Origin of the sequence: Sphingomonas faeni, from assembly GCF_023195535.1 — a bacterium.
Taxonomy (GTDB): domain Bacteria; phylum Pseudomonadota; class Alphaproteobacteria; order Sphingomonadales; family Sphingomonadaceae; genus Sphingomonas; species Sphingomonas faeni_B.
In genome coordinates this window covers 395,578-416,003 of record NZ_JALPNF010000001.1, presented here as the reverse complement: position 1 = coordinate 416,003, position 20,426 = coordinate 395,578, and the positions used below count along the sequence as shown (strand labels likewise).

Below are 20,426 nucleotides of genomic sequence, written 5' to 3'. Positions count from 1 at the left end.
CGCTGCTGCGAGCGGAACATAGGAACCGGCGGACGGGTTTCACGGCAAGGAATGCTGCACCGCGGTAAAGCCGCGCGCGCAGCGAGACGATTACGACACGAAAAGGGTCTTCGCATTGCATCTACTGCCCGACACGCTCGACGCCGGCTCGGCATACCCCCTCGGCGCGACCTTTGACGGCCTCGGCGTCAACTTCACAGTCTATTCCGCCAATGCCGAGAAGATCGAACTGTGTGTTTATGACGAAACCGGCCGCCGCGAGCTGAAGCGCTATGCGCTTCCCGAGTGGACCGACGAGGTCTGGCACGGCTACCTCCCCGACGCGCAGCCCGGCCTCGTCTACGGCTATCGCGCCCACGGCCGGTACGCGCCGGAAGAAGGCCACCGCTTCAATCCCAACAAGCTGCTGCTCGATCCCTACGCCAAGCAGATGATCGGCGAACTCCGCTGGACCGACGCGATGTACGGATACCAAGTCAAGTCGCCGCGCGCGGACCTGAGCTTCGACAAGCGCGACAGCGCGCTGACGATGCCCAAGGGCGTCGTGACCGACAGCCATTTCGACTGGTCGCGCGACGTGCGCCCGAATACGCCCTGGTCCGAGACGGTGATCTACGAGGCGCATACCAAGGGCCTGACCAAGCTGTTCGAGGAGGTCCAGCCCTCCGAGCGCGGCACCTTCGCGGCGCTCGGCAACCCCAAGGTCATCGATCACCTCAAGCGCCTCGGGGTCACCGCGCTCGAGCTGCTGCCGATCCACACCTATATCCAGGACCGCTTCCTCCAGGAGAAGGGCCTGCGCAATTACTGGGGCTACAACACCCTCAACTTCTTCACCCCCGAGCGCTCGTTCTTCGCGACCGACAGCCACAACGAACTCCGCCGCTCGATCCGCCGGCTGCATGCGGCCGGGATCGAGGTGATCCTCGACGTCGTCTACAACCACACCTGCGAAGGCTCCGAACAGGGCCCGACGCTATCCTGGCGCGGCCTGGACAACGCCAGCTACTACCGCCTCGTCAAGGACGACCCGCGCTATTCGATCAACGACACCGGCACCGGCAACACGTTGAACCTGACCAAGGCGCGCGTGATCCAGATGGTCGCGGACTCGCTCCGCTACTGGGCGACCAGCTTCGGCATCGACGGCTTCCGCTTCGATCTCGGGCTGACGCTCGGCCGGACGGACACCGGCTTCGATCCCGGCGCTGGTTTCTTCGACGTGCTGCGACAGGATCCCGTGCTCGGGCGCCTGAAGCTCATCACCGAGCCGTGGGACATCGGCCCCGGCGGGTATCAGCTCGGCAACTTCCCGCCAGGGTTCGCCGAATGGAACGACAAGTACCGCGACACCGTGCGGAAATTCTGGCGCGGCGACCACGCGCAGCGCGCCGATCTCGCCGCGCGCCTGACAGGCTCGGCCGATCTGTTCGACCGCCGGGCGCGCCGCCCCTGGGCGAGCGTAAACCTGCTCGGCGCTCATGACGGCTACACGCTCGCCGACACCGTCGCCTACGAGGAACGCCACAACGAGGCGAATGGCGAGGACAACAACGACGGCCATTCGAACAATTGCTCCCGCAACTGGGGCGTCGAAGGGCCGACCGAGGATCCCGCGATCCTCGAAACCCGGTCGCGCGTGATGCGCTCGATGCTGACAACGTTGTTCTCGTCGCTCGGCACGCCGATGCTGGTCGCCGGCGACGAGTTCGGCCGCACGCAGCACGGCAACAACAACGCCTATTGCCAGGACAACGAGATCAGCTGGCTCGATTGGGAGAAGGCGAAGTCCCCCGAAGGCGAGGCGCTGATCGACTTCACCGCTCGCCTTATCGCGTTGCGCCGCGAATACGGCATGCTGCGTGCCGGTAACTTCCTCTACGGCGACGACACGCCGGCCGAAGGGCTGAAGGACATCGAATGGTGGGACGAGCGCGGCCAGCAACTCAAGGCGGAAGATTGGGACAACACCAACGGCCGTGCCCTCGTGATGCGCCGCGCGTGCGAGATGGAATCGGGTGAGATCCAGGTGATCTCGCTGTTCCTCAACGCCTCGGAGGGGCCGCTGACCTTCCACATGCCACCCCCCGAAGAGGTGGAGCGCACCGTGCTGATCGACAGCAGCAAGCCCGAGCAGGGGCCGACGCCGATCAAGGACAGCTACGAGCTTCCCCCCCAGGGTGCGGCGTTGCTCGCGTGGACGATCGCAGCGGCATGAATTGGGGACCGACGCTTGGCGAAGACGGGACGACGTTCCGCCTTTGGGCTCCCGACCGCGAAGTCGTGACTCTGGAGATCGCGGATGGCGATGCGGTTCCCATGATCCGCAACGCCGACGGTTGGTTCAGCACCTCGGCGCCCGTAGGGCCGGGTACACGATACCGGTTCCGGCTGGCCGATGATCTGACGGTCCCCGACCCGGCCTCGCGAGCACAATCGGGCGGCGTCCATGGGTGGAGCATCGTCGTCGATCACGCCGCCTATGACTGGCGCACGACAGACTGGCGCGGCCGTCCGTGGGAAGAGATGGTCATCCAGGAAGTCCATGTCGGCACGCTCGGCGGCTTCGCGGGCGTCGCGGATCACCTCCCGGCAATCGCCGAACTCGGCATCACGGGAATCGAACTCATGCCCGTCAACGCGTTCGGTGGGACCCGCAACTGGGGCTATGACGGCGTGCTGCCCTACGCCCCGGCCGAAAGCTATGGCACGCCCGACGACCTGAAGGCGCTCGTCGACAGCGCGCACGAACTCGGCCTCGCGGTGTTCCTCGACGTCGTCTACAATCACTTCGGTCCCGACGGAAACTATCTCGGCGCCTATGCGAAGGACTTCTTCAACGCCGAAGTCGATACCCCTTGGGGCGGCGCGGTGGCGGTCGACCAGCCGCCGGTCCACCGCTATTTCGTCGACAATGCGCTGATGTGGCTGAACGAATACCGCTTCGACGGCCTCCGCTTCGACGCGGTCCACGCGATCGAGAACGACGCCTTCCTCGACGCGATGGCCGCCGAACTGCGCGAGAAGACCGAAGGCCGCCACGTCCACCTCGTTCTTGAGAACGAATGCAACGACGCGGAGCGCCTCCATCCCGCCGCGTTCGACGCGCAGTGGAACGACGACTTCCACAACGTCCTCCATGTGCTGCTGACCGGCGAAACCAGCGCCTATTATGCTGACTTTTCAGACCGTCCGGCCGAACGCCTCGCACGCTGCCTGAGCGAAGGCTTCATCTACCAGGGGGAGGGCTCGACCAACCACGACGGCAAACCGCGCGGGAAGCCGAGCGCACATCTCTCGCCGACCGCGTTCGTCGCGTTCCTGCAAAACCACGACCAGATCGGCAATCGCGCGATGGGCGAACGCCTGACGCTGCTCGCCGATCGCCAGAAGCTGCGCGCCGCCACCGCCTTGCTCCTGCTCGGCCCGCAGATCCCGTTGCTGTTCATGGGCGACGAGCATGGCAGCGAAAGCCCGTTCCTGTTCTTCACCGATTTCCACGACGATTTCGCCGATGCGGTGCGCGAAGGCCGCCGCAGGGAATTCGCTAAGTTCGCCGCATTCGCCGATCCCGAAGCGCGCGAGGCGATCCCCGATCCGAACGCGCACGAGACCTTTCATCGGTCGCGCGCAGAACCCGGCCCGGATGCGACCAAGTGGCAAGACCTGTACCGTAACCTGCTGAAAATCCGCCACGACGCGATCATCCCTCGCCTCCGTGGCACGACCGCGATCGGCGCCGAAGCGATCGGGGGGGGGGCGGTCGTCGCACGCTGGACGATGGGCGATGGCGCGGTGCTAACGATCGCGCTGAACCTCGGGGACGAGGCCGTGTCGTTCCCCGAGATCGACGCTGCACCGATCTTCGACGATGGCGGACTCGGCCAGTCCGGCAGCGTCGCAGTCTGGCTGGAACGATGAGCAGCCTGCAAACGCTCGCGACCGCGGCGGGGCTGCAACTCGAATGGCAGGATGCCGCCGGTCGACGCCAGACGGTGTCGGACGAGGCATTGCGGACGATCCTCGATCGCCTCGGCCACCCGTCCGCAAGCCCTAAACAGATCGCTGATAGCCTCGCCGCTATCGCAGTCAGGGCTGCGCGAGCGCCTCGCTTCCTGTCGGTCGATGTCGGCGATCCCATCCAGCTTGCGACGACGCTGTCGGGCGAGGCCGAACTCACCCTAGAAAACGGGATGCGGACGTCGGTTGCGATCGACCGAGGCGCGTTGAAGCCAATCGAGCACACCGGCTATCATCGTCTCGAAATTGGCGACGACGTGATCGACCTGCTAGTCGCCCCGCGCCGCTGCTACACGATCGCCGACGCCGTACCGGGGCGCAAGATCTGGGCGCCCGCGGTCCAGATCCCGAGCCTGCGCAGCGAGACTGCCAAGGCATTCGGCGACTTCGGCACACTCGCCGACGCCGCCCGAGCGTTCGGGGAGCACGGTGCCGACGCACTCGCCATCAGCCCGACGCATGCGCTTTTTCCCGCGGACGCCAGTCGTTACAGCCCTTACGCACCGTCGAGCCGGCAATTCCTCAACGGCCTGTATGCCGATGCGTCCGCGTTCGCCGGGACGTCGGACGACCCCGCGCCTGACTTGCCCGCGCCCGACTTGATAGACTGGCAGCGCGCAATCTCTGCCAAGCTCGCACGCCTTCGTAAGACCTTCGACCAAGATGCTCGGCAACTTGGCAAAACTCTCGACGCATTCAGGCGGGAGGGCGGAGACGACCTCGAACGTCACGCCGAATTCGATGCTCTCCACGCGCATTTCTTCGCGACAACCGGCGCGCGAGGCTGGCAGCAATGGCCGGCCGAGTATCATGATCCTGCCAGCCCAGCCGTCCGCCGCTTCGTCACCGAGCATGCCGATGACGTTACCTTCTACGTCTTCCTCCAATGGCTCTCCCGTCGCGATCTCGACGCCGCGCAGACGGCTGCGAAGGACGCCGGCATGGCGATCGGCCTCATCGCCGACCTCGCCGTCGGCATGGACCCGGGTGGCAGTCACGGCTGGAGCCGCCGCGGCGATCTGCTGACCGGCTTGTCGATCGGCGCACCACCCGATCCACTAGGTCCAGACGGGCAAAGCTGGGGCATCACCGGCTTCGATCCGCACGCGCTCCGCGAAACCGGGTTCGCCTCGTTCATCGCCACAATTCGCGCCGCCCTCGCGCATGCCGGCGGTATCCGCATCGACCACGCGTTCGGCCTGCGCCGCCTCTGGGTTGTGCCCGAAGGCGCCTCCGCAGCAGAGGGCGCGTACCTCGACATGCCGTTCGACGACCTGATGCGGATCGTCGCGATGGAATCACAGCGCGCGAAGGCGATCGTCATCGGCGAAGACCTCGGCACGGTCCCCGACGGCTTTCGCGAGGCGATGGATGCGCGGGCCATGCTCGGTATGCGCGTACTCTGGTTCGAGCGCGACGTGGACGGCTTCGTGCCCCCCGCGAGATGGTCTCCCGACGCGGTGGCGATGACCGGTACGCACGATCTCGCGACGGTCGCGGGCTGGTGGAGCGGCCGCGACATCGACTGGACGTGGGACCTCGGTCGCAAGTCCGACGCGGTCGACGAGCCCGCAGACCGGGCAGCCCGCGCCGATGATCGCGCGGCGCTCTGGTCCGCTTTCGACACGGGTGCCAAGCGATCATCGCCCGACGATACCGGCCCGGTCGTCGACGCTGCGATCGCGCATGTCGCCGGCACGCCCTGCGCGCTGGCCATCATACCCATCGAGGATCTGGCCGGGGTGATCGAGCAGCCAAACCTCCCCGGCACGATCGACGAACATCCCAATTGGCGCCGCCGCCTGCCCGACACGACCGAGGCACTGCTCCAACGCCCCGCTGTCGCCGCCCGCATCGCCACGCTCAACGCCACGAGACCTGCATGATCCCCCCCCCGACGCCGCGCGCAACCTACCGTTTCCAGTTCCACAAGGACTTCACCTTCGCCGATGCGGAGGCGCTGGTGCCGTATCTCGACGACCTGGGGATCAGCCACCTCTACGCCTCGCCGATCACAACTGCCCGCAGCGGCTCGACCCACGGCTACGACGTCGTCGATCCGACCCGGATCAATCCCGAACTCGGCGGCGAAGAGGCCTTTCGCACCCTGGTTGCAGCACTCCGCGCGCGCGACATGGGCGTCATCATCGACATCGTCCCCAACCACATGGGGGTTGCGGGTGGTGAGAACGCGTGGTGGAACGACGTCCTAGCATACGGTGAGGCTAGCGAATTTGCGCGCTACTTCGACATCGACTGGCGCGAGAAGCTGGTGCTCCCGATCCTCGGCGATCCGCTTGCCAAGACGCTCGCGAGTGGCGCGTTGAAGGTCGAGCAGGTCGATGGTCGCTACGTCCTCGAAGCGTATGGCGAACACCACCTGCCGATCCGCGACGAGCATCAGGCCACCGCAGCAACCGACGACATCGCCGCGCTGATCGACCGCCAGCATTATCGTCTCGCGTCCTGGCGCGTCGCCAATGACGAACTCAACTGGCGCCGGTTCTTCACGATCAACGACCTCGCAGGCCTTCGTGCCGAAGATCCGGTCGTGTTCGACGCCACGCACGCGCTGTATTTCCGCCTCTACGCCGAAGGCCTGATCGACGGCGTCCGCGTCGATCACGTCGATGGCCTGACCGACCCCGCCGACTATTGCCGCCGCCTCCGCGCGCGCCTCGACTCGATCGAGCGCCCCGCCGATGCGCCACCCGGTCCGGCCTATATCGTCATCGAGAAGATCCTCGCCGACTGCGAACCGCTTAGTACCGACTGGGGCGTCGACGGCACCAGTGGGTACGACTTCATGGAGCAGGTCACAGCCTTGCTGCACGCGCCGGCAGGCGCCGAACCGCTCGCCAAGCTCTGGGCGGACATCAGTGGCCGCTCCCCTGACTTCGCGCCCGAGGAACTGCGCGCGCGGCAGGAATTGCTCGCATGGCAGTTCCACGCGCAGCACCGTGGTTGCGTCGAGGCCTTCGTCGCACTCGCCCGCTCGACGCCCGAATGCGACGGCCTTACCCGCGGCATGCTCGACCGCGCGATCGAGCGACTGCTCTGGGTCTTTCCGGTCTATCGCACCTACGGAACAGGCGACGCCGCCCCGGCAGCGAACGCCGCGATCCGCGAGACGGTCCGCCAGCGCATCGCGCAGTTCGTCCCACCAGGCGAGGGCGCCGTGGTCGAACGAATCCTCGCATGGCTGGCAGGCGAGGGTCCCGGGGACGCCAGGCTCGCAGCGGAAGCGGTGCGCAAGTTCCAGCAACTCTCTGCGCCGATTGCGGCCAAGGCGGTCGAGGACACCGCCTTCTATCGCTACGCCCGCCTGCTCTCGCGCAATGACGTCGGGTTCGACGCGGCTCGCATGTCGCTCGATATCGACGAGTTCCACGCGGCCATGGTCGAGCGCGCCCGCGATTGGCCGGCGGCCATGCTTGCGACGGCGACTCATGACCACAAGCGGGGCGAAGACGTCCGCGCAAGGCTCGCGGTGTTGAGCGAACTGCCCGACCTCTGGGGCGCGCGCGTGGAACGATGGCGCGAACTCGCCGCGCCGTTTGCCGACGGGGTCGATCCCGCCGACGCCTATATGCTGCTCCAGACGCTGTTCGGCGCTTGGCCCGAGGGCCTGACTGCAGCGGATACAAAAGGACTGTCGGACTTTGCCAGGCGGATCGTCGCGTGGCAGGAAAAGGCGTTGCGCGAGGCGAAGCTGCGCTCGTCCTGGGAGGCGCCGGACGAGGCTTATGAGAGCCGCTGCCACGATCTGGCACGCGCGCTGCTCGATCCTGAGCGGTCGCAGGCTTTCCTCGACGACATAACTGCGTTCGTCGCTCGGATCGCACCCGCGGCGGCGGCGAACGGCCTTGCGCAAGTCGCGCTGCGCTATACCGTTCCCGGCGTCCCCGATCTGTATCAGGGCAGGGAGATTGCAGATCTAAGTCTGGTCGATCCCGACAACCGCCGGCCGGTGGATTACGCGTACCTTCAGGCGTCGCTAGCCGTCGATACGCCAGCAAAGATGGCGCTGATCCGACAGCTTCTCACGCTGCGACGGACGCATCCGACGGTGTTCTCGGAGGGATATTACGAGCCCATCGCGTTAAGCGGTATCCGCGCCGACCAGGCCATTGCATTTCGCCGGATCGGTCCGGACGCAATTATGCTTTGTGTGATCCCGCTACGCTGTGCCGAGCGATATCTCGACCGGATCGACGCGCGCGACTGGTGGGGCGACACCGCCCTCGCATCCGGTGAACCGCTCGCCGATCTGCTCGGCGAGCGTTCCGTGTCGATCGAGATGCTGCCCGCGAACGGCTAAGCGATCAGCGGCCTGCGAGATAGCGCGCGAGCGGGTCGATCATGTCCTCGGGGATACGGCGGGCGATGACCGGCATCGTCGCCTGCGATTTTCGCGCGTCGACCACCGTCTCGTCGCCGCGCCAGTTGCGGAGGCGTTGGGCGATGTAGCTGGCACGCTGGCCGGCAAGGACGGGGTAGGGCTTGCCGGGGGCGTGGCAGCTCGCACAGGCGGGGAGCTGGACTTTGGGGAGGCCTTCGCGATCGATCTTCGCGGCTTCGTCCGAGCCCGACGGCGTGACGCTGCCAATCCCCGGCATCGCTGCGAAGTGATCCGCCAACCGCGTCATTTCATCAGGCGTCAGCGTCGCGGCGGCGTTCGCCATGACCGCGCTCTGGCGCTTGCCGGTCGCATAGGCCTCCAGTGCTGCACGGAGATACGCGGGGCTCTGGCCGCCGAGTACCGGCATGTCGGGCTGGTTGCGACCTCGCCCGTCCGCGCCGTGGCAGCCGGCGCAGGTGGCGATCTTGGCATCGGCGACACCCGGTACTTCGGTCAGGGAGCGATAGGTCGCGGGCGTCATCTCGGGGAGCAGGCGGACGAAGGCGACCATGCGGCGGACTTCGTCGTCGCGATCCCTGGCGGCCCAGCCGGGCATGCCGGTGTATTTCACGCCATGCTTGAGGATCCAGAAGATCTGCTTGTCGGTCCATTCTCGCGCGTTGACCGACAGATCGGGGGCAGGGGGCGTCGCGGCCTGCATCACCGGGAGCGGACGCACGCCGGGCGCGCCGTGGCACGAAGCGCAGCTGGCCTTGAACAGGCCGGCGGCGCTGACGAGGCCTTCCTTCGCCTTGGGATCGTCGGGGGCGGTGACGGCGGCGTAGGTGCGGACCGAGTTGCGCATCGTCCAGTGGAGGAACCAGTCGGTGATCTTCCAATGGCCCGACGACGCGGCGATATTGAATACGCCCGACCACGCGAACAACAGCCCGGCGAGCGCCAGTCCGACGATGGCGGCGGCGGCGCGCGCCCAGGTGATCCGGATCGTCATGCGGTCGCGCTCCGTGTCTTCAACAGTCCGCCGAGCATGGCTAGCCCGCCGAGGAAATAGCTCGCAGCGCCGACCATCAGCATGACGACGCCGCCGAGTTGCTGGTCTTCGAGTGCGTCGAGACCGTGGATGGCCGGGTGCATCGCCATCATCGCGTAGAGCGGTCGCGGGGCGAGGCCGATCAGTGCGCCGAGCAATGTCATGTGCATCGAAGTGAGCAACATCGCCGCGACACCCGACGCCCGTCGATCGCTGGCACCGCCAATGCGCGTCCCGAGCACCGCGCTCCACAAGAGGACACCCGCAATGAGGAAGCTCGCCTGCTCGATCAGCAACGCGACGGGCTGCATGTCGACGCGGAGCCGCAGCGCCGGGAGGTGCCAGAGCCACACGACCACGAGTTCGACAAGTGACATCGCGAGTGGGGTCACGACTGCGGGCCAGCGCTCGGCCGGATCGAACTTGCTCCCGGCGATCCCGTAGGCGAGGAACGGTGCGGCGATCGCGACCGCAATCATGTGACCCGCCATGTGCCCGACCATCCCGAGCGGTGCTGCGGCGAAGGCCCAGCCGAGCGGGACTAGCACGACGCCCAGTGCGACGCTCGCGCGTCTCATCGGCAGTCGCCGAACATGATGACCGGCAAGGCCGTGAAGATCACCGCGACGAAGCTCAGCCCGGCCAGCAACCGCGTCGACAGCGCGAGGAAGCGCAGCCGGTCGATTGCCGTGCCCTGTTCGTGGGGGGCGGGATCGCCCGGCGTCTCGGACTGGACGCGCGCGATATAGCCTGCCGCGACGATCCCCAGCAGCGCCACGATCGTCGCGATCAGCGTCGCCAGCGGGAAGCCGTTCAACGCCGTCCCCGGCGCGGACGATTTCGCGCACGTTACCGCCACCCACAAATAGCAGAACAGAAAATGCGCGGCCCAGATCGTCGGCGGCACGATCAGCGTCCACAGCGTGACCTTCAGGTCGCGCGCCCAATGCTTCTTCATGCGACCCCCGGGAACAGGCCGATCGTGCAGAATGTCACGATGCCCGTCAGCGCGAGGAAGTGGTGGTACACGGTGATGTTGCGCAGGTCCGCGTCATAGACCGGCGTCATCTTGCTGGCGAGGCTACGCGCCAATGTATAGCCCTGCATGATGACCCCGATCGCGGCATGCACCGCGGTCCAGATCGCCAGCGTCCAGACGATCGCGGGATAGACGTGGAGTTCGGGGTCTAACCCCGAATACCATGGTCCGGCGAGCCCGGCGAAGAGGCTCGCCAGCGTCGCGATGATCCCGACCACCAGCAGCGCGCGGCCGGCGGCGACGTTGCCGCGGCGATGGACTTCGCGTGCGCCGACGGTGGCGGCCCAGCCCGCTAGGGTCAGCGCTAGCGCGACCATCGGCCAGAACACGCCCGGCCCGTTCAGCCCGACGCCGCTCGGCGGGAAATCATTGTGGATCGTCCAGAAGAAGAAATAGCCGAACACCAGCCCCGAGAACGCGGTCGCGTCCGCCATCATCGTGATGAACATCGCCCACCAGCCCGGTGCCGACGGGCCGGAGGTATAGAGCGGCACCTCGATGCCGTGGCCGATATGCTTGGTCGGCTTTTCGGGGATCTCGGCGGTCCCGGTCCACAGCCACCACAGCACGCAGGCGAGCGTCGCCACGCCGCTGACCGCCGACCAGATATAGAGGTGGTAGGTCGTCAGGATGAACACGCCCGCCAGCGCGACCGCGGTCATCATCGGCTTCACGCTCGGCGTACCGAGGCGGATCACCTGCACCGGGCGCGCGTCGAGCACGGAGGTGACGATCGACTCGCGCCGCATCTCCTCCGCGTCGGGCAGGAAGAAGCGGCCCTCGTCGACCTTCTGGACGAAGTTCTTCTGGTCCCAGATCGGATAGCGGCTTTCGATCAGCGGCACCGAGCGGATGCCCCAATCCTCGTCGTCGGGCAGCGCGAGCCATTCGAGCGTTCCCGCATTCCACGGATTGCGCGGCGCCTTGGGGCGGCGCGGCGACAGCGCGAGGTCGATGCAGACGATCAGTACGCCCGTCGCGAACATGTACGAGCCGATCGTCGAGGCAAGGTTGAGCCCGCCGATTCCGAGTTCCTCCGGATAAGTGAACACACGCCGCGGCATCCCGAGCAGGCCGGACAGGTGCATCGGAAAGAACGTCACGTTCATCCCCACGAACATGATCCAGAACGCGATCCGCCCGAGCCTGTCGCTCAGCTTCTTGCCGGTGATCAGCGGCCAGTAATAATACAGCCCGGCGAACAGCGGCAGCAGCGTGCCGCCGATCAGCACGTAATGAAGATGCGCGACGATGAAATAGGTGTCGTGCGCCTGCCAGTCGAACGGCGCGACCGCGACCATCACGCCGGTCAGCCCGCCGATCACGAACACGGCGAGGCTGCCGGTCGCGTAGAGCAAAGGCGTCGATTTCTTGACGTTGCCCGCCCACAGCGTCGCGATGAACACGAAGATCTGCACGCCGGTCGGGATCGCCACCGCTTCCGATGCCGCTGCGAAGAAGGCGAGACTGATCTTCGGCAGGCCGGTCGTGAACATGTGGTGGACCCACAGCCCGAAGCTCAGGAACGCCGTCCCGACCGCAGCCAGCACGATCCACGGATAGCCGAGCAAATGGCGTTGCGCGAAGGTCGGGATCAGCATTGCGAACAGCGCAATCGACGGCAGGAAGACGATGTAGACTTCCGGGTGGCCGAAGATCCAGAACAGATGCTGCCACAGCAGCGGGTCGCCGCCCTTCTCCGCGTTGAAGAACGGCCAGTTCAGCAGCCGCTCCATCTCGAACAGCACGTCGCCCGCGATCAGCGGCGGGAACGCGAACAGTATCATCACCGCGACGACCAGGATGTACCAGGCGTAGAGCGGCATCAGGTTGAGCCGCATGCCTGGCGGACGGCATTTCAACACGCCGACGATCAGCTCGACCGCCGCCGCCACCGACGACACCTCGATGAAGCTCAAGCCCAGCATCCAGATGTCGGCGCCGAGCCCGCTCAGATCGGTCCGCGTCGTCAGCGGCGGGTACATGAACCAGCCGCCATCGGGCGCCGCGTCGAAGAAGATCGAGCCCGACACGAACACGCCGCCGATCAGGAACGACCAATAGCCGAACGACGACAGCCGCGGGAACGGCAGGTCGCGCGCGCCGAGCAACTGCGGCAACAGGATGATCGACACCGCCTCGAACATCGGCACCGCGAACAGGAACATCATCATCGAGCCGTGCAGCGTGAACAGCTGGTTGAAGGTGTTCGCGGTGACGAGGTCGTTGTTCGGCACCGCGAGCTGCGTGCGCATGATCAGCGCCAGCACGCCCGCGAACAGCATAAAGCCGAACGCGGTCAGCGTGTACCACACGCCGATCCGGTTGTTGTTGACGTCGGTCCAGCGGAAAAACCAGCCCGATGGCGGCTTCCATACCTCGCGAAGACGGTCCTCCTGGCCCTTACGGACCGCGGGATCATTCTGGTCGGGCGCGACATACGGGGTGCTCTCGGTGGTCATTTGAGCCCCTGAAGGTAGCTTGCGATCTGGTCGGCTTCGGCAGCCGACATCTGCGGGAAGGCGGGCATCCGCACGCCGGGCTTGGTCTTGCCCGGATCGCGCACGAAACCGGCGATGTTGGCGCGGGTCATCGGCAGCACACCTGCGGCGAGTGTCGGACGCGAGCCGAAGTGAGTCAGGTCGGGGCCGATCTTCGCGACGGGCCCGACGCCGCGGACGCTGTGGCAGCCGCTACAGCCGTAGCTTGCGAACAGGCGCGCGCCGGGCGATGCGGTGACGGTGGCGGGCCTGGCCTGCGCGGCGAGCCAGCTCGCGAACGCGGCGGGCTCCATCGCGATGACATCGAACGCCATCAGCGCATGGCCGAGCCCGCAGAACTCGGCACAGACGCCGCGGTACGTCCCCGCCTTGGTCGCACGAACGACGAGGCGGTTGGTGCGGCCGGGGATCATGTCCATCTTGCCAGCGAGGCCGGGCACCCAGAAGCTGTGGATGACGTCGGGGCTGCGCAGCGACAGTTCGACGGTGCGGCCGACGGGCAGGCGGAGTTCGTTGGCCGCCTCGACCACCGATCCGCCCGGCGGCGCATAGCGGACGCGCCACCAGAATTGTTCGCCCTCGACACCGATCCGGAGATCGCCGTTCGCAACCTCGCGCGGGCGCATCGCGGGCAGGGCGTAGAGTAGCAGCGCAAGCAGCAGGATCGAAGGCCCAATGCCGCCGAGCCACAGCACCAGCTTCATGCCGCCCTTGTGTGTCAGCCGACCCTCAGGTGCGCGCATCGCATGGCGCATCAACAATGCCAGACCGCCCGCAAGAATGATCGCGCCGATGACCAGGACGATGGTGATCGAGAGGACCTTGTCCGCTTCCTCGCCGAACGGCGCGAGCGTCGACTGGTGACGGTTGCACGCCGTCAACAGCGACAGGCACACCCCCACGGAAAGAAAAATAGCCTTCCGCATCATCACCTTGCCACCCTTTAGAAGAACTTCTCCTAGCGGCCAGGGCGGGGCGGCGTAAACCCGAAAATGACATATGTTTCATGTTGGGGGTGAAGCACTGTCCCTATCTCCGATCTCGATATGCGATCCGACACCGCAGCGGACCGTCAGGCAAGGTGCACGCCGGAACATGCGCTCCGGCGTGTGCAGATCAGGCGGCGAACTGGTTCATCGTGTTGTGTGCGCCACCGGCCTTCAACGCCGCCTCGCCCGCGAAATACTCCTTGTGGTCGTCGCCCAAGTCCGAGCCGGACATGTTCTGGTGCTTCACGCAGGCGATGCCCTCGCGGATCTCCTTGCGCTGGACGCCCTTCACATAACCGAGCATCCCCGCATCGCCAAAATACTCCTTGGCGAGATTGTCGGTCGAGAGCGCGGCGGTGTGATAGGTCGGCAGCGTGATGAGGTGATGGAAGATGCCCGCGCGCTTGGCCGAATCCGCCTGGAAGGTGCGGATGCGCTCGTCGGCTTCGTCGGCCAGCGCGGTGCCGTCATAGTCGACGCTCATCAGGCGCGCGCGGTCATAGGCGGAAACGTCCTTATCCTCGGCGGCCCAGGCGTCGAACACCTGCTGGCGGAAGTTCAGCGTCCAGTTGAAGCTTGGCGAGTTGTTGTAGACCAGCTTCGCGTTCGGGACGACTTCGCGGATGCGGTCGACCATGCCGGCGATCTGCTCGATGTGCGGCTTCTCGGTCTCGATCCAGAGCAGGTCGGCGCCGTTTTGAAGTGACGCGATGCAATCCATGACGCAACGGTCCTCTCCCGTGCCGGCGCGGAACTGGAACAAGTTGGAGGGCAGGCGTTTTGGACGGAGCAGCTTGCCGTCGCGGTTCAAGATCACGTCGCCGTTGCGCGCGGTCGTGGGATCGATCTCCTCGCAATCGAGGTACGAGTTATACTGGTCGCCGAGGTCGCCGGCTTCCTTGCTGACCGCGATCTGCTTCGTGAGGCCGGCGCCGAGCGAGTCGGTGCGCGTGACGATGATGCCGTCCTCGACGCCGAGTTCGAGGAACGCGTAGCGACACGCGCGGACCTTCGCGAGGAAGTCCTCGTGCGGCACCGTGACCTTGCCGTCCTGGTGGCCGCACTGCTTCTCGTCGCTGACCTGATTCTCGATCTGGAGCGCGCAGGCCCCCGCTTCGATCATTTTTCGCGCGAGCAGATACGTGGCCTCCGCGTTGCCGAAGCCGGCGTCGATGTCGGCGATGATCGGCACGACGTGCGTCTGGTGGTTCTCGATCGCGTTTAGCAGGCGCTGTTCCTCGATCGCATTGCCGGCAGCGCGGGCCGCGTCGACCTCGCGGAACATCATGCCGAGTTCGCGGGCATCGGCCTGACGGAGGAAGGTGTAGAGCTCCTCGATCAGCGCAGGGACGCTGGTCTTTTCGTGCATCGACTGGTCGGGCAGGGGGCCGAACTCGCTGCGCATCGCCGCGACCATCCAGCCCGAAAGGTAGAGGTAGCGGCGGTCGGTGGTGCCGAAATGCTTCTTGATGCTGATCATCTTCTGCTGCGCGATGAACCCGTGCCAGCAGCCGAGAGACTGCGTGTAGTTGGCGGGGTCGGCGTCATAGGCGGCCATGTCCTTGCGCATGATCGCGGCGGTGTAGCGGGCGATGTCGAGCCCGGTGGCGAAGCGGTTCTGGAGCCGCATCCGTGCGACCGATTCGGGTGAGATCGCGTCCCAGGTGCCGTTCTGGTCGGCAATAAGGTTGGTGATCCGGGCGATGTGCGTCTGGTAGGTCACGGGCGATCCTTCGCTGCTGCGTTGATCGTCGTGTAGGGTCGTTGACAGGGTTTTGGTCGGGAATGCGGTTGGGGATGAGGTGTGGATGTCACTGGCAGCGGACGCGCCGTGTCGTTGTGTAAAGAAGATTACAGAATAGGTTAGGCAGGTGGGATACGAAAAAGGGCGCACGGATTGCTCCGGGCGCCCTTTCTCAGTTCAGCGACGTGGCGAAGCCACGCCGTCGGTCGTCGCTACTCGCGACGCCGACCGACAGCGGCTGTGCGCTCTCGCGCACCGCCGTGCGGCCCGCACGGCTCAGCCGCTGTAGTACATGTCATACTCGACCGGGCTGGGCGTCATCTCCCAGCGCGCGACTTCGGCGTACTTGATCTCGACATAGCTCTCGATCTGGTCCTTCGAGAACACGTCGCCCTTCAGCAGGAAGTCGTGATCGGCGAGCAGGCATTCGAGCGCCTCGCGGAGCGACCCCGCGACGGTTGGGACCTGCGCGAGCTCTGCGGGCGGCAGGTCGTACAGGTTCTTGTCCATCGCCTCGCCCGGATGGATCTTGTTCAAGATGCCGTCCATACCGGCCATCATCAGCGCCGCATAAGCGAGATACGGGTTGGCCAGCGCGTCAGGGAAGCGGACTTCGACGCGCTTCGCCTTGGGGCCGGTGCCGTACGGAATGCGGCACGACGCCGAGCGGTTGCGTGCCGAGTACGCCAGCAGCACCGGTGCTTCGTAACCGGGGACGAGGCGCTTGTAGCTGTTGGTCGACGGGTTGGTGAACGCGTTGACTGCTTTCGCATGCTTGATGATGCCGCCGATGAAATACAGGCACATGTCGCTGAGGCCTGCATAGCCGTTGCCGGCGAACAGCGGCGTCTTGCCTTCCCAGATCGAGAAGTGCGTGTGCATCCCCGAGCCGTTGTCCTCCTTGATCGGCTTCGGCATGAACGTCGCCGTCTTGCCGTACGCATGCGCGACCTGGTGGACGACGTACTTGTAAATCTGCATGCGATCCGCGGTCTGCGTCAGCGTACCGAAGGTCAGGCCCAGCTCATGCTGTGCGGCGGCGACCTCGTGGTGATGCTTGTCGCACGGCAGGCCCATCTCGATCATCGTCGAGACCATCTCGCCGCGGATGTCGACGGCGCTGTCGACCGGTGCGACCGGGAAATAGCCGCCCTTCGCGCGCGGACGATGGCCCATGTTGCCGCCCTCGTATTCGCGACCCGAATTGCCCGGCAGCTCGATGTCGTCGATCTTGTAGTAGCTGCTCGAGTACGTGTTTTCGAAGCGGACGTCGTCGAACATGAAGAATTCGGCTTCGGGGCCGACATACACGGTGTCGCCTACGCCGGTTGTCAGCAGATACGCCTCGGCGCGCTTTGCGGTCGAGCGGGGATCGCGCGCGTACAGCTCGCCGGTGACCGGATCGGCGATATCGCAGATCAGGATCATCATCGGCGTCGCCGAGAACGGATCGATGTAGATTGCATCGAGATCGGGCTTGAGCGTCATGTCGCTCTCGTTGATCGCCTTCCAGCCCTCGATCGACGAGCCGTCGAACATCAGGCCGTCGGTCAGCTCGTCTTCGCCGATCAGGCTGGCGACCATCGTCAGATGCTGCCACTTACCCTTTGGATCGGTGAACCGCAGATCGACCCACTCGATCTCCTGGTCCTTGATCATATTGAGAACGTCGGAGGCCGAATTCGCCATGATGCTTGCCCTTCGTTTTTGAGATATCCGCCGCCTCATGCGGGGAATCTAATTGCGGTATGGATTGAGATTTCCACACAATGTTGCGCCGCGTCAAATGACGATGTCGTTACCTGCCGTCAACGCCCCATGCGTGGGTTTGAACTAGATTGCGTCGTCGTCGCGCTCGCCGGTGCGGATGCGAAGCGCACTCTCAACCGGAATGACGAAGATTTTCCCATCGCCGATCCGGCCGGTCTGTGCGGCCGCGGCGATCGCCTCGACGACGCGCTGTGCAAGCCCGTCCTCGACGACGACCTCGAGCTTCACCTTCGGCAGGAAGTCGACGACATATTCCGCGCCGCGGTACAGCTCGGTGTGGCCCTTCTGCCGGCCGAAACCCTTGGCCTCGGTCACGGTGATGCCGCTCACGCCGATCTCGTGCAGCGCTTCCTTCACCTCATCCAGCTTGAACGGCTTGATGATGGCTTCGATCTTTTTCACAGGTACGCCCCCGATTGTTGAAACCCTCGCCCTTTCGGGTGAGCTGTCCGCCCTGAAGGGCGCCTTGCACCAAGCGTGCCAGCCGCAGCGCCCTCGGGCAACCGCAGAATATCGTCGATTTCACTGCCCGAAATTGCGGCACCTAGGCGGTGCGTGCGCAATGCAAGGGCAGGGGAGCCGATCACAGGATCTCGCGCAGCCGTGCGATCGGGCGACCGAGCCGGACGCCCTTGTCGGTCTCGACCAGCGGGCGTTCGATCAGCAGCGGGTCGATCATCATCGCGTCGAGGATCGCTTCGGAGTCGCCGTGCTTCACGGCCTTTGCGCCGTCCTCGGCCATGCGCAGGCCCTGGCGCGGAGTCATGCCGGCGCGGTCGTAGAGGCGGACGAGTTCCGCGCGGGTGGGCGAGGTCTTCAGATATTCGACGATCGTGACGTCTGCGCCTGCCTCCTGCAGCAGGGCAAGCGCCTCGCGGGATTTGGAGCAGCGCGGGTTGTGGTAGATCGTCGCCTTCACGCATGCTCCGTTATCATCTGACACCCCGTCATCCCAGCAAAAGCTGGGATCCCCGCTGCCCACCCCGTCATTTCAGGGAAAGCTAAGAGCTCCCGCTGCCCCAATCCGTCATTCCAGCTAAAGCTGGGATATTCCGCTTGGTTTGCGATGCGACCCGAACGGGGAGATCCCAGCTTTCGCTGGGATGACGGGGGGTGAGGCGGCCGTTAAGCCCCCTGTTTGGCCAACCACTCTTCCAGCCACTTGATCGTGTACGCGCCCTCCTGGAACTCGGGATCGTCGAGCAGCGCACGGTGCAGCGGGATCGTCGTCGTGACACCCTCGATCACCATCTCCTCGAGCGCACGCCGCAACCGCCGCAACGCACCCTGCCGGGTCGTCCCGTAGACGATCAGCTTGGCGATCATCGAGTCGTAGTAAGGCGGCACGCGATACCCGGCATACAGCCCACTATCGACGCGCACATGCATCCCGCCCGGCGCGTGATACACCTTCACCAGCCCCGGCGACGGCGCGAACGTGCGCGGGTCCTCGGCGTTGATGCGGCATTCGATCGCATGGCCGCGGAACTGGACGTCTTCCTGGCGCAGCGTCAGCGGATGACCCTCGGCCACCCGGATCTGCTCGCGCACCAGGTCCAGCCCGGTGATCATCTCCGTCACCGGATGCTCGACCTGGAGCCGGGTGTTCATCTCGATGAAGTAGAATTCGCCCGCTTCCCACAGGAACTCGATCGTTCCCGCGCCGCGATAGCCCATGTCGGCCATCGCCTTGGCGACGATCCCGCCCATCCGCTCGCGCTCTTCCGCGGTGATGATCGGCGAGGGCGCTTCCTCGAGCACCTTCTGGTGGCGGCGCTGCAACGAGCAGTCGCGCTCGCCCAGGTGGATCGCGTTGCCGTTGCCATCGCCGAAGATCTGGAATTCGATATGCCGCGGGTTGCCGAGGTATTTTTCCATGTAGACGGTGGCGTCGCCGAACGCGGCCTTCGCCTCGCTGCCGGCCTGCTGCATCTGCGTTTCGAGATCGTCGGCGTCGTTGACGACCTTCATCCCGCGACCACCGCCGCCGGAAGCCGCCTTGATGATCACCGGATAACCGATCGACTCGGCGATCGCCTTGGCCTCGGCGATGTCGCTGATCGCGCCGTCCGAGCCGGGGACGAGCGGCAGCCCGAGCGCGCCCGCGGTGCGCTTGGCCTCGACCTTGTCGCCCATGGTGCGGATATGCTCGGGCTTGGGGCCGACGAACAGGATGTTGTGCAGTTCGACGATCTCGGCGAACTGGGCGTTCTCGCTGAGAAAGCCGTAGCCGGGATGAATCGCGTCCGCGCCGCTGATTTCGGCAGCCGAGATGATGTTCGGGATGTTCAGATAGCTGTCCGCGGCGGACGGCGGTCCGATGCAGATCGCCTCGTCCGCGAGCCGGACGTGCATCGCGTCGGCGTCGGCAGTCGAGTGCACGGCCACCGTCTTGATGCCCATCTCATGGCAGGCACGGTGAATCCGCAGCGCGATCTCGCCGCGATTCGCAATGAGCAGCTTCTTGATTTGCGGCATTATTCCACCACGACCAGCGGCTGGTCGAACTCGACCGGCTGGCCGTTCTCGACCAGGATCGCGGTCACGGTGCCAGCCGATGGCGCGACGATCGTGTTCATGACCTTCATCGCCTCGATGATCAGCAGCGTGTCGCCCGCATTGACCTTCTGGCCGACCGTCGAGAACGGCTTCGCCTCGGGGTTGGCGGCGAGATAGACGGTGCCGACCATTGGCGACTTGACCGCGCTCGCGCTGATCGCGGGAGCAGATGCGCCAACCTCGGCCTGCGGGATCGACAGCGGTGCCGAAACAGGGGCCGGGGCGGGCGGCGCGTAATGCGCGACGGGGGCTGCCTGGGCGGCCTTGCGCGCGACGCGGATACGGCGCGAGCCGTCCTCGACCTCGATCTCGGTCAGCTGCGTGGTGTCGAGCAGTTCGGCGAGCTGGCGTACCAGGGTCACGTCGACCTGCATGGCGCCTGTTGTTTCTGGTGTATCGTTCATGGCGGGG

The 20,426-nt window shown here is 65.6% G+C and carries 15 protein-coding genes; 4 read left to right on the top strand and 11 right to left on the bottom strand.

What is annotated here, in order from left to right; all coding sequences use genetic code 11:
* Positions 1–115: 115 nt before the first annotated feature.
* From glgX to treY, 4 genes are read left to right on the top strand one after another with little or no spacing between them, the layout of a single operon-like run.
* The gene (glgX, locus tag SPHN_RS01710; RefSeq protein ID WP_248520747.1) at positions 116–2,218 is read left to right on the top strand and encodes a glycogen debranching protein GlgX; all 2,103 of its coding nucleotides are present in this window, start codon (positions 116–118) and stop codon (positions 2,216–2,218) included.
* Complete coding sequence (gene treZ, locus SPHN_RS01705) at positions 2,215–3,921, top strand: malto-oligosyltrehalose trehalohydrolase (RefSeq protein ID WP_248520746.1); 1,707 nt, start codon at positions 2,215–2,217, stop codon at positions 3,919–3,921. The genes glgX and treZ overlap by 4 nt, the downstream gene beginning before the upstream one ends.
* Positions 3,918–5,906, top strand: coding sequence for a 4-alpha-glucanotransferase (gene malQ / locus SPHN_RS01700; protein WP_248520745.1), 1,989 nt, complete (start codon positions 3,918–3,920; stop codon positions 5,904–5,906). The genes treZ and malQ overlap by 4 nt, the downstream gene beginning before the upstream one ends.
* Entirely contained in the window at positions 5,903–8,341 is a 2,439-nt protein-coding gene (gene treY / locus SPHN_RS01695) for a malto-oligosyltrehalose synthase (protein ID WP_248520744.1), read from the top strand. Before malQ ends, treY begins: the two co-directional genes overlap by 4 nt.
* Positions 8,342–8,345: 4 nt before the next feature.
* Here the strand turns inward: treY and SPHN_RS01690 are convergent, their stop codons facing one another.
* From SPHN_RS01690 to accB, 11 genes are all read right to left on the bottom strand, one after another.
* The gene (locus tag SPHN_RS01690; RefSeq protein WP_248520743.1) at positions 8,346–9,374 is read right to left on the bottom strand and encodes a c-type cytochrome; all 1,029 of its coding nucleotides are present in this window, start codon (positions 9,372–9,374) and stop codon (positions 8,346–8,348) included.
* Positions 9,371–9,991, bottom strand: coding sequence for a cytochrome c oxidase assembly protein (locus SPHN_RS01685; protein WP_248520742.1), 621 nt, complete (start codon positions 9,989–9,991; stop codon positions 9,371–9,373). Before SPHN_RS01685 ends, SPHN_RS01690 begins: the two co-directional genes overlap by 4 nt.
* Complete coding sequence (locus tag SPHN_RS01680) at positions 9,988–10,371, bottom strand: hypothetical protein (RefSeq protein ID WP_248520741.1); 384 nt, start codon at positions 10,369–10,371, stop codon at positions 9,988–9,990. The genes SPHN_RS01685 and SPHN_RS01680 overlap by 4 nt, the downstream gene beginning before the upstream one ends.
* Positions 10,368–12,914 (bottom strand): cytochrome c oxidase subunit I, encoded by a 2,547-nt coding sequence (gene ctaD / locus SPHN_RS01675; protein ID WP_248520740.1) that lies wholly within the window; start codon positions 12,912–12,914, stop codon positions 10,368–10,370. The genes SPHN_RS01680 and ctaD overlap by 4 nt, the downstream gene beginning before the upstream one ends.
* Positions 12,911–13,879: a cytochrome c oxidase subunit II gene (locus tag SPHN_RS01670; RefSeq protein WP_248521451.1), complete on the bottom strand. Its 969-nt coding sequence runs from the start codon at positions 13,877–13,879 to the stop codon at positions 12,911–12,913. The genes ctaD and SPHN_RS01670 overlap by 4 nt, the downstream gene beginning before the upstream one ends.
* Before the next feature lie 190 nt (positions 13,880–14,069).
* Positions 14,070–15,665: an isocitrate lyase gene (locus SPHN_RS01665; protein ID WP_248520739.1), complete on the bottom strand. Its 1,596-nt coding sequence runs from the start codon at positions 15,663–15,665 to the stop codon at positions 14,070–14,072.
* Positions 15,666–15,962: 297 nt separating this feature from the next.
* Positions 15,963–17,375 (bottom strand): type I glutamate--ammonia ligase, encoded by a 1,413-nt coding sequence (gene glnA, locus SPHN_RS01660; protein ID WP_248520738.1) that lies wholly within the window; start codon positions 17,373–17,375, stop codon positions 15,963–15,965.
* A 144-nt stretch (positions 17,376–17,519) separates the two neighbouring features.
* The gene (locus SPHN_RS01655) at positions 17,520–17,858 is read right to left on the bottom strand and encodes a P-II family nitrogen regulator (RefSeq protein WP_055875939.1); all 339 of its coding nucleotides are present in this window, start codon (positions 17,856–17,858) and stop codon (positions 17,520–17,522) included.
* A gap of 181 nt (positions 17,859–18,039) precedes the next feature.
* A complete protein-coding gene (locus SPHN_RS01650; protein ID WP_248520737.1) occupies positions 18,040–18,375 on the bottom strand; it encodes an arsenate reductase family protein in 336 nt (111 codons plus the stop codon).
* 206 nt (positions 18,376–18,581) lie between these two features.
* Complete coding sequence (accC, locus tag SPHN_RS01645) at positions 18,582–19,934, bottom strand: acetyl-CoA carboxylase biotin carboxylase subunit (RefSeq protein WP_248520736.1); 1,353 nt, start codon at positions 19,932–19,934, stop codon at positions 18,582–18,584.
* A complete protein-coding gene (gene accB / locus SPHN_RS01640; protein WP_248520735.1) occupies positions 19,934–20,419 on the bottom strand; it encodes an acetyl-CoA carboxylase biotin carboxyl carrier protein in 486 nt (161 codons plus the stop codon). The genes accC and accB overlap by 1 nt, the downstream gene beginning before the upstream one ends.
* Between the last annotated feature and the right edge of the window lie 7 nt (positions 20,420–20,426).